Source organism: Paenarthrobacter sp. NPDC089322 (assembly GCF_040684895.1).
Taxonomy (GTDB): domain Bacteria; phylum Actinomycetota; class Actinomycetes; order Actinomycetales; family Micrococcaceae; genus Arthrobacter.
Genome location: NZ_JBFBGW010000004.1, coordinates 292,273 through 304,931, shown reverse-complemented (window position 1 = coordinate 304,931; position 12,659 = coordinate 292,273). Strand labels below are relative to the sequence as shown.

The 12,659-nt window shown below is 63.3% G+C and carries 12 protein-coding genes; 6 read left to right on the top strand and 6 right to left on the bottom strand.

From position 1 onward, the window contains the following. Positions 1-77: 77 nt before the first annotated feature. The 5 genes from mmsA to AB0N65_RS07055 all read left to right on the top strand — a co-directional run bounded on the left by mmsA (position 78) and on the right by AB0N65_RS07055 (position 6,468). A complete protein-coding gene (gene mmsA, locus AB0N65_RS07075) occupies positions 78-1,637 on the top strand; it encodes a multiple monosaccharide ABC transporter ATP-binding protein (protein WP_364159527.1) in 1,560 nt (519 codons plus the stop codon). A gap of 46 nt (positions 1,638-1,683) precedes the next feature. Continuing rightward, positions 1,684-2,952 (top strand): multiple monosaccharide ABC transporter permease, encoded by a 1,269-nt coding sequence (mmsB, locus tag AB0N65_RS07070; RefSeq protein WP_364159525.1) that lies wholly within the window; start codon positions 1,684-1,686, stop codon positions 2,950-2,952. 54 nt (positions 2,953-3,006) lie between these two features. Next, positions 3,007-4,104, top strand: a complete 1,098-nt coding sequence (locus AB0N65_RS07065; protein ID WP_364159523.1) for a sugar-binding protein — start codon at positions 3,007-3,009, stop codon at positions 4,102-4,104. 214 nt (positions 4,105-4,318) lie between these two features. Next, the gene (locus tag AB0N65_RS07060; protein ID WP_364159521.1) at positions 4,319-5,773 is read left to right on the top strand and encodes an FtsX-like permease family protein; all 1,455 of its coding nucleotides are present in this window, start codon (positions 4,319-4,321) and stop codon (positions 5,771-5,773) included. A gap of 2 nt (positions 5,774-5,775) precedes the next feature. Beyond that, the gene (locus AB0N65_RS07055; protein WP_364159519.1) at positions 5,776-6,468 is read left to right on the top strand and encodes an ABC transporter ATP-binding protein; all 693 of its coding nucleotides are present in this window, start codon (positions 5,776-5,778) and stop codon (positions 6,466-6,468) included. Here AB0N65_RS07055 and AB0N65_RS07050 read toward each other — a convergent pair. The 3 genes from AB0N65_RS07050 to AB0N65_RS07040 are packed head-to-tail and all read right to left on the bottom strand — an operon-like array spanning position 6,446 to position 9,450. Further along, positions 6,446-7,627, bottom strand: a complete 1,182-nt coding sequence (locus AB0N65_RS07050) for an ABC transporter permease (protein ID WP_364159517.1) — start codon at positions 7,625-7,627, stop codon at positions 6,446-6,448. The two genes, AB0N65_RS07055 and AB0N65_RS07050, sit on opposite strands and share 23 nt — an antisense overlap. Further along, positions 7,624-8,364: an ABC transporter ATP-binding protein gene (locus tag AB0N65_RS07045; protein ID WP_364159515.1), complete on the bottom strand. Its 741-nt coding sequence runs from the start codon at positions 8,362-8,364 to the stop codon at positions 7,624-7,626. The genes AB0N65_RS07050 and AB0N65_RS07045 overlap by 4 nt, the downstream gene beginning before the upstream one ends. A gap of 3 nt (positions 8,365-8,367) precedes the next feature. Further along, on the bottom strand, positions 8,368-9,450 hold the full coding sequence (locus AB0N65_RS07040; protein WP_364159514.1) for a biotin/lipoyl-binding protein: 1,083 nt from the start codon (positions 9,448-9,450) through the stop codon (positions 8,368-8,370). A gap of 149 nt (positions 9,451-9,599) precedes the next feature. Between AB0N65_RS07040 and AB0N65_RS07035 the strand changes: the two genes are divergently transcribed. Then, a complete protein-coding gene (locus tag AB0N65_RS07035) occupies positions 9,600-10,670 on the top strand; it encodes a Gfo/Idh/MocA family oxidoreductase (RefSeq protein WP_364159513.1) in 1,071 nt (356 codons plus the stop codon). Positions 10,671-10,700: 30 nt separating this feature from the next. Here AB0N65_RS07035 and AB0N65_RS07030 read toward each other — a convergent pair whose 3' ends face one another. From AB0N65_RS07030 to AB0N65_RS07020, 3 genes are read right to left on the bottom strand one after another with little or no spacing between them, the layout of a single operon-like run. Continuing rightward, positions 10,701-11,141, bottom strand: a complete 441-nt coding sequence (locus AB0N65_RS07030) for a DoxX family protein (RefSeq protein ID WP_364159512.1) — start codon at positions 11,139-11,141, stop codon at positions 10,701-10,703. 49 nt (positions 11,142-11,190) lie between these two features. Next, a complete protein-coding gene (locus AB0N65_RS07025; RefSeq protein WP_364159509.1) occupies positions 11,191-11,862 on the bottom strand; it encodes a phosphonatase-like hydrolase in 672 nt (223 codons plus the stop codon). 27 nt (positions 11,863-11,889) lie between these two features. Next, positions 11,890-12,657, bottom strand: coding sequence for a GntR family transcriptional regulator (locus AB0N65_RS07020; protein ID WP_364159507.1), 768 nt, complete (start codon positions 12,655-12,657; stop codon positions 11,890-11,892). Positions 12,658-12,659: the final 2 nt, after the last annotated feature.

The window sequence follows — 12,659 nt, the reverse complement described above, 5'->3', positions numbered from 1 at the left end:
CAGTTTACTTTTTCATCAGACAGCCCCGCCGTTTGCGGGGGCGACAACGAAGTCATGCATTGGAGGCGTAAGGGCTGATGACAACCCTCGACACGCAAGATGAGCCAATCCTCTTGGAGATGCGGTCCATCACGAAGGAATTTCCCGGTGTGAAGGCCTTGTCGAATGTAAGCCTTCGGGTGAAGGCCGGCGAGATTCACGCCATCTGTGGTGAAAACGGCGCCGGGAAATCCACCCTGATGAAAGTCCTTTCAGGCGTGTACCCGCACGGCAGCTACACGGGAGACATCGTGTACATGGCCGAAGAGCAGCAATTCAAGGACATCCGCGCAAGCGAAGCCGCCGGAATCGTGATCATCCACCAGGAACTGGCCCTGATCCCGGAACTGTCCATCATGGAAAACATCTTCCTGGGCAACGAACCCACCAAATGGGGTGTCATCGACTGGGCAGAAGCGCGAAAGCGTTCCATCGAGCTGCTGGCCAGGGTCGGGCTCCGTGAAGACCCGGACACTCCCATCAAGGAAATCGGCGTCGGCAAGCAGCAGTTGGTGGAAATCGCCAAGGCACTCAACAAGTCCGTGCGGTTGCTGATCCTTGACGAGCCCACGGCAGCATTGAACGAATCGGACTCCCAGCACCTGCTGGACCTCATCCTTGGCCTCAAGGGCAAGGGCATCACGTCCATCATCATTTCCCACAAGCTCAACGAGATCGAACAGATCGCGGACGAGATCACCATCATCCGTGACGGCAAGTCCATCGAGACGCTCAACGTCAAGCGCGACGGCGTGGATGAGGACCGGATCATCAAGGGCATGGTGGGACGCACCTTGGAGTCCCGCTTCCCGGACCACGAGCCGAAGATTGGCGAGGTCTTCTTCGAGGTCAAGAACTGGACCGTAGGCCACCCACAGGTCCAGGACCGCCTGATCTGCAAGGGCTCCAACTTCTTCGTACGCCGCGGAGAGATCGTCGGGTTCGCCGGCCTGATGGGCGCAGGCCGCACGGAGCTGGCCCGTTCCCTGTTCGGGCACTCCTACGGGCGCTACATCTCGGGCGAGGTCTACAAGGACGGCAAACGGGTCAACCTGCGCAGCGTCCGTCAAGCGATCGACGCCGGCCTTGGCTACGTCACGGAAGACCGCAAGTCCCTCGGCCTGAACCTGCTGGATGACATCAAGACCACCACTGTGGCGGCGGCCCTGAACAAGATCAGCAAGTACTCCGTGGTGGACACACGCAAGGAATTCTCCGTAGCCGAGGAATACCGCAAGTCCCTCCGCACCAAGACCCCGTCCGTTGAAGAAGGCGTCGCGAAGCTTTCCGGCGGAAACCAGCAAAAAGTCGTGCTGGCCAAATGGATGTTCACCGATCCCGACCTCCTGATCCTGGACGAACCCACCCGGGGCATCGACGTGGGCGCCAAGTACGAGATCTACGGCATCATCCAAAAGCTCGCCAACCAGGGCAAGGGAGTGATTGTCATCTCCTCGGAGCTTCCCGAGCTCCTGGGCCTGTCCGACCGTATCTACACCATCTTCGAAGGTGCCATCACCGGCGTCCTGGACAAGAACGAAGCTAGCCAGGAAAGCCTCATGAAACTCATGACGTCCTCCTCCCGCAAGACCGCCTGACCCCAGTTGGCCCAGACTCACCCTTCCTGACCCAAGGACCAAAACAATGAACGCGCTCAAGAAGCTATTTGGTGGCAATACCCGCCAGTTCGGCATGATCTTCGCCCTGGTGGCACTTATCGTCTTCTTCCAGATCTTTACCGAAGGCCGCACGCTGACCCCCGGCAACGTGATCAACCTGTTCAACGGCAACTCCTACATCCTGATCCTGGCCATCGGCATGGTGCTGGTCATCATTGCCGGGCACATCGACCTGTCCGTCGGTTCCGTGGCGGCCTTCGTGGGCGTTTCCGTGGCCCTCGCCATCCGGGACTGGGGCATCCCCTGGTACGTCGGCGTGCTGTTCGGATTGCTGCTCGGAGCGATCATCGGCGCCTGGCAAGGTTTCTGGACAGCGTACGTGGGGATCCCGGCATTCATCGTGACGTTGGCCGGCATGCTCCTCTTCCGCGGCTTCAACCAGTTCGTGGGCAAGTCCAACACCATCCCCGTTCCCAACGATTTCCAGTACCTTGGCTCCGGTTATCTGCCCGAAATTGGCCCAAATACCGGCTTCAACAACCTGACGCTGCTGATCGGCATCGTGGCAGCCGCTTTCGTGGTGGTCATGTCCCTGCGTGCCCGCGCCACCAACAAGGCGCTCGGCGCCGACGTTCCGGAACTCTGGGTTGAGGTCACCAAGCTGGTGCTGATCTGCGGTGCCATCCTCTACGCCACCTATCTTTTCGCTACCGGTCGTCCCGGAACGTCATTCCCCATTCCGGGCTTGATCCTGGCAGTCCTCGTCCTCATCTACGGTTTCGTCGCCGACAAGACGGTTATCGGCCGTCATGTCTACGCCGTAGGTGGCAACCGCCACGCGGCCGAGTTGTCCGGCGTGCAGTCCAAGAAGGTCAACTTCCTTGTCATGATGAACATGGCCGTGCTTGCGGGCCTGGCAGGCATGATCTTCGTGGGCCGCTCCACCGCTTCGGGCCCGTTCGACGGCGTCGGTTGGGAACTGGATGCCATCGCCGCCGTCTTCATCGGTGGCGCCGCAGTCACCGGTGGCGTCGGCACCGTGATCGGCTCGATCGTGGGTGGTTTGGTGATGGCCGTCCTGAACAACGGCCTGCAGCTCCTGGGCGTCGGCGCCGACCTCACTCAGATCATCAAGGGCCTGGTTCTCCTGGCAGCCGTTGCCTTCGACGTCTACAACAAGTCCCAGGGCAAACGGTCCATCACTGGACTGCTGATGAAGAACTTCCAGCGCAACAACGACATCAAGCCGGACGAAACCACGTCCACCAAAGAGGTCATTTCCAAGGAAGCCTGACCGGTTTCCACACGACTCGCTCCACCCCACCCACACAGAAAGTGAAACCACGTTATGCGAATGTTTGGTAAAGCAGGAAAGGCAGCAGCAGTTGCTGCGATCGCGGCACTGGCGCTGACGGCCTGCGGCCGCTCGGACAGCGGCTCCAGCGGCAGCACGGCTGGCGGGGAAGCGTTCCCCAAGGACTCCCTCATCGGTGTCGCCCTTCCGCAGAAGACCAGTGAGAACTGGGTACTCGCAGAGAAGCTGTTCAACGACGGCCTCACGAACGCAGGCTTCAAGCCCGACGTCCAGTTTGCCAACGGCGGCGTCTCCGAGCAGCAGAACCAGATCAGCGCAATGGTCACCAAGGGTGCCAAGGTGATCATCGTAGGTGCCATCGACGGCGCCCAGCTGGGTACGCAGCTCAAGCAGGCCAAGGATGCCGGCGCCACCGTCATCGCCTACGACCGTCTGCTCCTCAACACCGAGAACGTCGACTACTACGTGGCCTACGACAACTTCGAGGTTGGCGAGCTGCAAGGCAAGGCGCTCCTGGAGGGCCTGCAGGCCAAGAAGCCCAACGGTCCGTACAACATCGAGCTCTTCGCCGGCTCCCCTGACGACGCCAACGCGAAGGTCTTCTTTGACGGTGCCATGAGCATCCTCAAGCCGAAGATCGATGACGGAACCCTGAAGGTTCTCTCCGGCCAGACCGCTTTCGAGCAGGCCGTAACCCAGGGCTGGAAAGCGGAAAACGCCCAGCGTCGCGCCGATACGCTGCTCACCGGCAGCTATGGCACCGCATCGCTGGACGGCGTCCTCTCGCCGAATGACACCCTGGCCCGTGCAGTCCTGACATCCGTCAAGGCCGCAGGAAAGCCGCTCCCGGTGGTCACCGGCCAGGATTCCGAGGTTGAGTCCGTCAAGTCCATCATGGCCGGCGAGCAGTACTCCACCATCAACAAGGACACCCGCAAGCTTGTTGAGCACGCCATCACCATGGTGAAGGACCTGCAGGCCGGCAAGGAACTGGAGATCAACGACAAGGACTCCTACAAGAACGGCGTGAAGACCGTTCCGGCGTACCTCCTGCCGCCGCAGATCGTGACGGCAGCGAACGTCAAGACGGCATACGTCGACGATCCGGTCCTGGGCCCGATCACCAAGTAGGCCCGATCACCAAGTAACACGCGCATCACCGGAGCCCCGGTCCGCCACCACAGGCGGGCCGGGGCTTTGTGCTGCCAGGCCGGCCCGCAACGTTTCACAGCCCGCACATAGCTTCGGCTGGTGTGCCGCACAGCAGCGTTTACGAGTGTTGGACCTGCAGCCCGCGAGCGCGGGCCCGGGCCCCAACCGGTCCCGGCAGGTCCAAAGGAGAAACGTGAGCGTCCTTGCCCGAAGCGTAGGCAATGCCTTCCGCAACAAAATCAGAACGGCGGCGGTTGTCGCCGTGCTGGCCGTGGCCATCGGTCTGGCTCTGGCCATGCTTGTGGCCAACCAGGCCGTGGGAGCCAAAGTCCAGGAACTCAATGCCTCCGTTGGCACCACGCTGACGGTGAACCCGGCGGGCGGGCAAGGATTCGAGGGCGGCGGCGAACCGCTCACATCCGCAGAGGCAGAGACTGCTGCGGCTGTCGCAAACGTAACGTCCGTCGTCGGGACCAAGGCGTTGCGGCTCCAGACGGAAAGCACGACGACGGACGTCACCACCCAGCAGACCGGCCCCGGCGGGGGTTTCGGTCCGGGAGGCCAACAAGCCACAACCGTCACCACCAACCTGACGGCCGCCGTCGACGCCGGTACGCTGGGCAACCGTAATAGCAGCAACGGCACCGCAGGTTCAACGGGCACCGCAACCCAACCCGCCCGCACACTGCCCATCACGGCCACCGGCATCGGCGCCGAGGTGGACAGCACGGGCAAAGCACTGGAGATCACCAGCGGCACCGGCTTGGGTGATTACGCAGCGGCCGAGGCTAAGGCCCTCGTGGGTACCACCCTGGCGGAGAAGAACAGCCTGGAGGTCGGTTCCACCTTCACCATCAAGGACAAGACCTTCACGGTGGCGGGCATCTTCGACGCAGGAACTACTTTCGGGAATAACGCCGTCTACGTGACCCTCCCCGAGGCACAGGCACTGGCCGAAACCCCTGATGAGCTTTCCAGCATGATCGTCACGGTCAACAGCATGGAGAACGTCGAAAGCACCAAAACCGCCGTACAGGACGCACTTGGAACCGATAAAGCAGACGTCACGCAGGGGCAGCGCAACCTCGAAACCGCCGTCAGCTCCCTGGACAGCGTCAAGAACATCTCGTTTGTGGCCTTCATCGCGGCCCTTGCCACCGCCGGGCTCATCATCCTGCTGATCATGGTGATGCTGGTCCGCGAACGCCGCCGCGAGATCGGCGTGCTCAAGGCCATCGGTGCCCGGAACCGCACCATCGGCCTGCAGTTCGTGCTCGAGTCATTGGTCCTGGTCGCACTGGGCAGCGTGGTGGGTGCCACTATCGCTTCGTTCGCCAGCGGCGGCATCGCTTCAGCCCTGATCAGTTCCAATACAAGTACGACGGCGGCCTCCTCCACCCAGCGCGGCGGCGGACTTGCGGGGGCCATGCCGAACGGCGGTGTTCCCGGAGGCAGCATGCCCGCTGGCGGCCAGGGTGGTCCGTTCGGCGGCGCTACCCAGTTGTTGACGTCAGTGACAGCGAGTGCCTCGCCCGGCGTGATCGCCGCCGGCATCGCCGCCGTCTTCGCTGTCGCCATTATCGGCGCGCTGGTTCCGGCGCTGCTCACCGCCCGTATCCGCCCCATCGAAGTACTCCGAGGAGAATAGCCATGATTGTCGTCAAGGACCTTGTCCGTCAGTTCAAGTCCGGAGACCGGATGATCAAGCCGGTGAACGGTGTCAGCTTCAAGCTGGAGAAAGGCTCTCTGGCGTCCATCGTGGGCAAGAGCGGCAGCGGCAAAAGCACGCTGTTGTCCCTCTTGGGTGCGCTGGACAAGCCCACCAGCGGAGACGTCGTCGTCGATGGCGTCAGCCTGGCCGGGTTGCCCGACGGCAAACTGACCGAGTACCGCCGCCGGGACATCGGGTTCGTGTTCCAGCAGTTCAACCTGATCCCGAACCTGAGTGCCGTGGACAACGTCATGCTGCCCATGGAATTCGCCGGTATTCGGAAGGCCGCACGATTGCAGCGGGCCAAGGACCTGCTGGAACAGGTCCAGTTGGATCCTGAAAAGCACTCGCGCCGGACCAACCGCTTGTCCGGTGGCGAACAGCAGCGTGTAGCCATCGCGCGGGCGTTGGCCAACGAACCCAAGCTGATCCTCGCCGATGAGCCCACAGGAAACCTGGATGAGCAGACCGGCGAGCACATCATCGAGCTCCTGAGCTCACTGAGCCGCGACCACAACACCACCATCCTGGTGGTCACGCATGACCGCACCCTCGCACAGAAGACAGAACGCCGGTTCCGGCTTCAGCAAGGCAGGCTGACGGAGGAGGTCAGAACCGGATCGCATCGATGACCTTGACGCGCACCGCCACGAGCGCTGGTATGGCTCCGGCAAGTGCGCCCACAAGGACCGCCGCACCAAAGCCAAGGAGTGCAGCTTCGATCGGAAAGGCCGGGTACTCGGTGAGTGACGGCGCCACCTTCGATTGGATCCACGGATGCTTCACAACGGCGACTGCCAGCATGACGCCCGCGATGCCGGCCACGGCCGTGGCTACGACGGACTCCATCATGACGCCGAAGAAGATCCGGCCGGAGGTGGCACCGAAGCTGCGGCGGATGCCGATCTCGCGCACCCTGTAGCGAACAGTGACCATGGAGATGTTGAGCATTCCCACGGCACCGAGCAGAAGCACCAGGCTGGCTACGCCGCCGATGACCATTTGGACCGGTTCCAGGGGATCGCCGTGCGCTGCGTAGTCCATCCGGCTGGCTTGGGCCGAGTATCCGGGGAACTGGCTCTGAAGATCGGCGGTGATGGCCGCAGTGAGGGGGCCGGCATGCTCCTCCCCTACCCAGATCTTGAACTCCGACATCTGGGGCGCCATCCCGGTCATGGCCGCCGCTTTGGTCAGGATGAAGGCTGCGGGTGGGGAGTCCGGCCACACGTCGGGAACGACGCCGATGATCACCGCGGTTGCCGGCTGGTCGCCGGGAATGGCGACTGTGGGATTGGTCGTCAGGTTGGGACGGCCTGCTTGGTTGTAGAAGCCTTCGGAGACAACGACGGCGGGCGCGAGCCTTTGGTCGTCATCGGCCGCAAACCAGCTTCCCATCAGGAGCGGAACGCGGTGAATGATCCCGTATCCGACGTCCACGATGGTCATGTCCACGTTGGTTACTCCGCGCGGAAACTGAAAACCGGCTTGGGTTCTTCCGACGTGCGTTGACGTGGTGATGCCGTACCGCTGCTGGATGCCCTGATAGGCCTTTTCGAGCTGCACGGGATCAGGCATGGTTGCGCCGTACACGCCTAGTGACAGGGTGGCGACGCGGCCGCCGTTGCGCTCGGATTGTTCCTTGTAGCCTTCGCGGGCCAGGTTCCCGACACCCACCACGGACGTCAGGGCAGCAACGGACAGGGCCACGCCGAGGAGTGCCAGGAGAATGCGCACTTTGTTGATCCGCAGTTCCTGCCAGGCTTCCACGAGCGTGGAAACGAAGCCGGTCATGCGTGCACCCCCGTTTCCACAGCAACGCTCAGTCCGCTGAGGACCCCGGCGTCGAGGCGGTAGCATGCGCGGGCCAAGGCGGCCACGTTGGTGTCGTGCGTAATGGTGACGAGTGCTGCTGCCGTTTCCGTAGCAACAGCGTCCAGCAGTGCCATGACAGCCTGCCCCGTCTCCACATCCAAGGCGCCGGTTGGTTCGTCGGCCAGAATCAGCCGGGGACCGCGGACCAGGGCGCGGGCGATTGCCACACGCTGCTGCTCGCCGCCGGACAGCATGTTGGGCATCGTGTTTGCCCGGGCTGCCAGGCCGACGCGGTCCAGCATGTCCATGGCGAGTTCCCGGCGCCGCCAGAAGTCCCGACCCTTCGCGTACAGCAAAGGGGTAATCACGTTGTCCAGCGCACTTCGTCCCGGCAGCAGGTTGAACTGCTGGAACACTAAACCCACGGTGGTACCCCGTAGGCGGGCGCGCTCGTTGCCGCTTAGCCGGTCCGCGGGCTGGCCCATGAATTCCAAGTCACCGGACGTAGGAACGTCCAGGAGGCCGAGCAAGTTGAGCAGCGTCGATTTGCCACATCCGGAACGACCCACGATGGCGGTATGGTCGCCGCTATGGATTTCAAGGTCGATGCCCCGAAGGATGTGCAACTGCTGCTCATCAGGAAGTGTTACCGAGCGGGTTACTGACCGGAGGCTGACCAACGTTTCGTCGGCCATGGTGGGTGCTGTGTTCTCCATGTCCTAGCCTGCCGGAGCGTAGGCAATCTGGCCGGGGCCCATCATCGGGCCCGGCGCAGCGGGAGCGCCCGGTACGAACTCGAGGACTTGCTCGCCCTCCGTCAGCCCGGAGACAACCTCAACCACGGATCCGTCGTTCAACCCAAGCTGAACCGTGCGCTGCTCAGGGGCGACGGCGCCAGCCGCGCCCGCCACCCAGACAATTCCGTCTTTTACGCTGCCCTTCACTGAAGTCAGGGGAACGGTGACAACATCCGTGGCGACGCCGGCACTGACGGTCATCGTGGCTCCGAGGCCTGCAAAGACTTCCCGATCCGAAGGAATGGCGCAGCTCAACGTACCCGTTGGCGTGCCGCCCTCCTGCTGCTGGCCCCCGCCCCCGGGTATAGCCACGGCAGCTCCGATCCCCATACCAGCAGCCCCGCCAGAGGAAGCCAAACCGCCCGAGCCGCTGCCGCCGTCGGACGCGTTGTTCTTGAGTGTCACCTCAGTGCACTGGAACGGCGCCGGTCCACCCACCAGAGCGATGTCCGCAGGCCCGGGCTTGCCGAGCAGGCGGTACTGCTGTGCTGCATTAACCGGGCCTGCAACGGTGTACGTGCCGGGGTCGATCCTGCCGACGGTTTCGCCCACGGAGACTTCCTGGTCGATCAACGTGGTCAACGACTGCAGCGTTCCGGAGCCCGGAGCAACGATGGTGAGGTAGTCGTAGACGGGCTTCGGCGGCGTGCCGTCCTTGGACACCTGGGGCGTAGTCACAGCCCGCTCGGCTTTGACCTGGAACAGGGCGTCACCTTCGGCCACGGTGGCACCTTGTTCGACGAACACTTTGATGACCTTGCCGGCGGACGTACTGCGGATGGCTTCAGCGGGGTCGCTTTGAACGGTGCCCTTGATCTCCACCGTGTTGGTGACCGTGGCGCGCGTAGCCGGAACAACCGGTATGTCCACTTGAGCCAGCGGTGCCGGCTCTGAGCCCGTTGTTTCCATCCCGTCCACGAAAGCGATCTTGATCAACGCCACGGCGATAATCGCGAAAACCAACAACCAGGCAACCGGCAAAACGACGCGCCGAAAAGTACCCATCCCTGCTCCATCTCGGTAACTCCCCACAGAACCTCTGCGAGGGATGATTGCACCAGCCTATGCGAGGTCTCTCATGTCGATGGACATTCGGGTGGGTGGACAGGATGCTTACCGTGTCGCCGCCGCCCTGGAATGAGAGGATGACTTTCATGACTCTCCGCATCGCCAAGCCGTGGCTCTCCACCCAGACCAACCAGGATCCCCGAGCCGCCACAGGACGGCGTTTGAAGTGGGGAGTCGTGTCCACAGGGAACATCGCCAACAGCGTTTCCCAGGACCTGTCGTTGCTGGAGGACGCGGAACTTTACGCCGTCAGTTCACGCACGCAGGCCGCGGCTGATGCGTTCGCGCAGGCTGTTGGCTTCGCCAAGGCGTACGGGGACGACGGCGGTGTTCCCGGCTACCAGCGATTGTTCGACGACGAGCAGGTGGACGTTGTGTACGTAGCCACCCCCCATGCCCAGCACTTCCAGATCGCTTCTGCAGCACTCCGCGCGGGCAAGCATGTGCTGTGCGAGAAGGCACTCACCATCAACGCACGTGAAGCCGCGGAACTGGCGAAGCTGGCACGTGAAATGAACGTGTTCTTCATGGAAGCCGTGTGGAGCCGCTTCCTCCCGAGCATGCAGCGGGCCTTCTCGATCGCGGCGTCCGGGGAAATCGGGCACGTCCAATGGGTCAGTGCTGATCTTGGCTTCCCCGCGCCCTACGATCCGGCGGCCCGCATCTGGGCGCTCAACGATGGCGGCGGCGCGCTCCTGGACATCACGGTTTACCCGCTGCTCTGGGCCCTCGGCACTTTGGGATTTCCGCAGTCCGTCACCGCAATTGGCACGTTGAACGAGGACGGCGTGGACACCCAGAACGCCTTGACCCTGGGCTACGACACCGGAGCCCAGGCGCAATTGACGTCGTCCTTGATGGCCCACGGACCGCGTACGGCTACCGTGGCCGGAGGTCTGGGGTTCCTGCGGACGGTGGGCTCCGTCAACAACCCCCGTGAACTGCTTATCCGGGTGGGCTGGGACGAACCCCGGCACGAACGCTTCGACGTCGTGGGCATCGGCTACACCTACGAACTCCGCGAAGTGACCCGGTGCGTGCAGCAAGGACTCACGGAGAGCCCCGTCATGCCGCTTGAGGACTCCATCAACGTCATGCGCTTGTTCGACGGCGTGCGGTCCCAGCTCGGCATCAGGTACCCCAACGACGCACGGTAAGTGCCGCCGTCGTGGGTTAACCCGACTGTGTTAACGCCCTGGGCGGGCGGACTGCTTTGCCAGTTTCCGGTCCAGGGAGAAAGCGCCCGGGCCGAGGAAAACAAACGCGACGGACACTGCGAAGTAGATGATGAGCAACTCCGCGGTCACCCCGGAAGCGTCCGTAATCAGCGGCTTGCCCGCTTCCGTTACGAACCAGATCCCCGCAAACAGGATTGCCGCAAGGAAACCTGCCACACGGGTCAGCGCACCGAGCACCAGCAGCAGGCCCAGTCCGGCCTCGCCGGCGATGACGAGCCACGCCACGGTCTCGGGCTTCTGCACACCCATTGCGGCGACGGACGCAGCGAACGCGGCGTGACCGGCCATGAGCTTCTGGATGCCGTGCACCATAAGCAGCGCACCGAACACCACCCGCAGGATCGTGACGCCGCGGGCTGAGGACTTGGGTGAGGGGTGAAGGAATTTCACGCGATCCAATCTTCCATGCCCACCAGTGCGGCGCCAAACGCGGAACAGCTCAGGAGACCAGCGCCGGGATGTCCTTGACGCCGTCCAGGATGTGGTGGTGCGGGTAGGCGGCAAGTTCCTCGCGGCCCAGTTTTCCTGTGAGCACTCCGACCGCGGTGACGCCTGCGTTGTTTGCGGCGGCCAGATCGTTCACGGTGTCGCCGGCAGCGATCACCGCCCGCGCGTCCTGCACCCCGGTCAGTTCCATGGCGCGGTGGATCATGTGCGGAGCGGGACGCCCCGCGGCCACTTCGTCAGAACATACGACGGCGTCCAGCAGGTTGTCGTCGGAAACGCTCCAACCCAGCCGCTCAAGGAGCGGTTCCGCGACGTCGCGCGAGAAGCCGGTGGTCAGCGCCACCTTGACGCCGCGGCGGCGAAGTTCGCGGAACGCATCCTCCACGCCAGCGAGGGCAACAGGCGGGTTGGCGTCGTAGAACTCGGCGAGCAATTCCTTGAAACGCACGAACGCAGCGTCCACAACGCCGGGAGTCGCCGAGCCGCCGCCGGCTGTGATGAGTGCGGTGATGGCTTCCACCTTGTCTGCGCCCATCCATTCCTGAACGGCCTCCGGGGTGGTGATTGCGCCGGTTTCCTCAACGCAGCGGGCAAGGGCGACGTAGACGTCCCCGTGTTCGTCGATGGTGGTTCCGGCCATGTCGCAGGCAACGAGTTGGATCATGGGTAGCTCCTTCTATGGGGATCAGCATCACTGAGGATGCGAATCCGTGTGGATGCGGACCAAGGCGGCCCGGCGTTCCACGGTGTTGTCGATGGTGAAGTTCGTCAGCGCCGGCAGGTAGCGGTCCTCGGAGTATTCGAGGGGCTGCCCGTCGGCTGAACGGGTGACGCGGCGTTCGCGCAGGAGTGGGATTCCTTCGGGCTGTTCGAGCAGTTCGGCGTCCTCGTCGCTGGCGGCCACGGCGTCAATGGTGTGCCTGGCGCTGTGCAGGTCCACTCCCTGTTCCTTGAGGAACGCGAAGATGGAACCGGAGTCGGTATCGAAATCGAACAGCTTCCGGCCCACATCCAGGATGAACGTGGTCCGCTCGATCATGGCCGGGACGTCGTCCAGGTAACGGAGCCGCAGGACCTCCACGACCGTAGTTCCAGGCTCGAGGCCCAACGCCTCGGCAGCCTCGGGGCTGGCCTCACGGCGCGCAACTTCCAAGGTCCGCTGGCCGGGCTTCTTGCCGATCCCGGTGGCCCATTCCGTAAATGAGTTGAACGTGGAGAACGACTGCGACGGCACGGATGCCCGGACCATGGGAGGACGCCCCCGACCACCGGTAACGGCCCCTTCGGCGCGCAGGAAGGCGAGCGCCTGCCGGATGGGTCCGCGCGACGTTCCGAATTCCCGGCACAGCTCCGCCTCGCTGGGCAACTGGAAACCCGGAGGCCAGTCGCCGTCCGCGATCCGGCGCATGAATTCCTCGCTGAGCCGGACGTGGAGGGGAGCGTTTTGTTGCGTAGTCACAA

Bases quoted from the DNA above. Each gene is read 5' to 3' on its own strand.
- mmsB (WP_364159525.1), top strand. From the start codon at position 1,684: ATGAACGCGCTCAAGAAGCTATTTGGTGGCAATACCCGCCAGTTCGGC.
- AB0N65_RS07055 (WP_364159519.1), top strand. From the start codon at position 5,776: ATGATTGTCGTCAAGGACCTTGTCCGTCAGTTCAAGTCCGGAGACCGG.
- AB0N65_RS07025 (WP_364159509.1), bottom strand. From the start codon at position 11,862: ATGATCCAACTCGTTGCCTGCGACATGGCCGGAACCACCATCGACGAA.
- AB0N65_RS07040 (WP_364159514.1), bottom strand. From the start codon at position 9,450: ATGGGTACTTTTCGGCGCGTCGTTTTGCCGGTTGCCTGGTTGTTGGTT.
- AB0N65_RS07045 (WP_364159515.1), bottom strand. From the start codon at position 8,364: ATGGAGAACACAGCACCCACCATGGCCGACGAAACGTTGGTCAGCCTC.
- AB0N65_RS07050 (WP_364159517.1), bottom strand. From the start codon at position 7,627: ATGACCGGCTTCGTTTCCACGCTCGTGGAAGCCTGGCAGGAACTGCGG.
- AB0N65_RS07065 (WP_364159523.1), top strand. From the start codon at position 3,007: ATGCGAATGTTTGGTAAAGCAGGAAAGGCAGCAGCAGTTGCTGCGATC.
- AB0N65_RS07035 (WP_364159513.1), top strand. From the start codon at position 9,600: ATGACTCTCCGCATCGCCAAGCCGTGGCTCTCCACCCAGACCAACCAG.
- mmsA (WP_364159527.1), top strand. From the start codon at position 78: ATGACAACCCTCGACACGCAAGATGAGCCAATCCTCTTGGAGATGCGG.